This window comes from Bacillus sp. MUM 13, assembly GCF_001866725.1.
In the GTDB taxonomy this organism is placed as follows: Bacteria; Bacillota; Bacilli; order Bacillales; family DSM-1321; genus Peribacillus.
Genome location: NZ_MLYQ01000173.1, coordinates 1 through 1,861 on the forward strand (window position 1 = coordinate 1; position 1,861 = coordinate 1,861).

Genomic DNA, 1,861 nt, shown 5'->3' on the forward strand with positions numbered 1-1,861 from the left:
CGGCCAGAAAGCCTCGATGAGCTTAAGCAGACATTTCTCAATCAGCTTCTCAGTTTTCAGATGAAGTGGGGGAGTTCTACTCTTTATGAAAAGTCTTTCATCAACCAAGGTTTTATCCTTGATGAAAAGCTTCGTTTTTTTCTGCAGCGTTTTCCGGATACATGCCTTGTTTTATATAAGCCTATCTTTCTATTGAAAAATGCGCCAGTAGAAGCTGAATGCATTTTGATTACCCCTACTGAAGTTTGGTGCCTCTCTTTCCTTGAGGGTGAAGAGGATGCCGCTTTTGAAGGGTCCAATGAACGCTTCTGGATGAAAAGGCATCATATTCATCCTGATAAAAAGGTGCTGAATCCCATGCTTTCTATAAAGCGGATGGAACAGATTGTTTCTGGGATACTATCACTTTATGAGGTTACTCTTCCTGTTAAAAAAGCTATTCTTTCAAGAAATGGGTACATTGATTATCCTCTGTCTCCCTTTGATGTACAGCTGCTGGATAAACGGCACTTTCCAGATTGGTTCAAGCGTATGAGAAGCTCGCAGACACCATTAAAGCATCAGCAGCTGAAGGCGGCGCAGGCCCTGCTTGAATACTGCCAGACAACCTCCAGCAGAAGACAAGAATGGAATCAGGAACCGCCGGAGACCGGACATGATGAATCAACCTCTTAAGCTTAGGACAGATCTATTAAAGCCGGTTTTCTTTATTATTAACCCGGAGGCCCGGAATAAGGGAAGCAAGAAGGTGTGGGAGGAAGTTGAGGGCATCCTGCAGGCAAAAGGAGTTCCTTATCATTATTACTTTACGGAAAGAAAAGGCCATGCACTTGAGCTTGCCCGTAAGATATGGATGGAAAACAAAGAAAAGACATGGGTAATTGCAGTAGGGGGAGACGGGACTCTGCATGAAGTTATCCATGCAGCAGCAGGCCTTGATCATGCAAGGGTTGGCTGTGTGCCTGCAGGATCAGGGAATGACTTTTCCAGAGGGATACAGCGAACAGCAAGTGCAAAAGCAGTAATGAAGCTTCTTTTGGAGAGTGCAGAGCTTCCTTCCTGCAGAATAGATGCAGGAGTATTTGAAACTGGCAGCAAGCATGGTTTTTTTGTCAATAGCATTGGTATTGGGTTTGATGCTGAAATCACTTATGAAGCCGAGCATTCTCTCTGGAAGAAGAGGTTCAATGCTCTGAAAGCCGGAAAATTAATTTATCTTATCACATTTATAAAAAAGTTATTTACATATAAAAGAGCGGATATGGAAGTAATTATAGATGGAAAACATCATTCCTTCAGAAAAGTGTGGTTTGTAGTGGCAGCCAATCAGCCATACTTTGGCGGAGGGATTAAGATTTCGCCTCATGCCTCACCCTATGACAGGCAGCTTAACATTCTTGCTGTTCATGATCTATCCCATATAAAGCTGCTTTTTATTTTTATAACCGTTTTTTGGGGCGGCCATTTGAAGCTGAAAAACGTGGAATCATTTATTGGGGAAACGATGACTATCCGCTCCGCTCAGGATTCGCTGATTCAGGCAGATGGAGAAATCATCGGCACAAAAGAGCTTTCAGTGTCGCTTGCTTCTGACCAAATATCTGTATTGGCAAAAAAAGCTTTGAAAAAGAATGAAGAAGCATAAAGAAAATTTATTTTGTATAAACGTGAAATACCAGCTATTATCAAGATTAGGTATATTTTACTATTGATTTTAAACGTTATTTTCAAATTATACTACTTGACGTATAATCATCTTTTCAACTAAAATTTATATGATAGCTATTGTCCTATTGCCAAATAGCTGTCTTTTTTCATTTTAATCATTATTTTAAAAAACTTTATATTCCATTTTAGCCAT

The 1,861-nt window shown here is 40.4% G+C and carries 1 protein-coding gene and 1 pseudogene; both read left to right on the plus strand.

What is annotated here, in order from left to right:
• Window positions 1-675, plus strand: a pseudogene (locus tag BIV59_RS23895) (NERD domain-containing protein); the annotation flags it as partial.
• Window positions 656-1,645, plus strand: coding sequence for a diacylglycerol/lipid kinase family protein (locus BIV59_RS22535; protein WP_071353692.1), 990 nt, complete (start codon window positions 656-658; stop codon window positions 1,643-1,645). The pseudogene BIV59_RS23895 and the gene BIV59_RS22535, both read left to right, overlap by 20 nt.
• Window positions 1,646-1,861 lie beyond the last annotated feature (216 nt).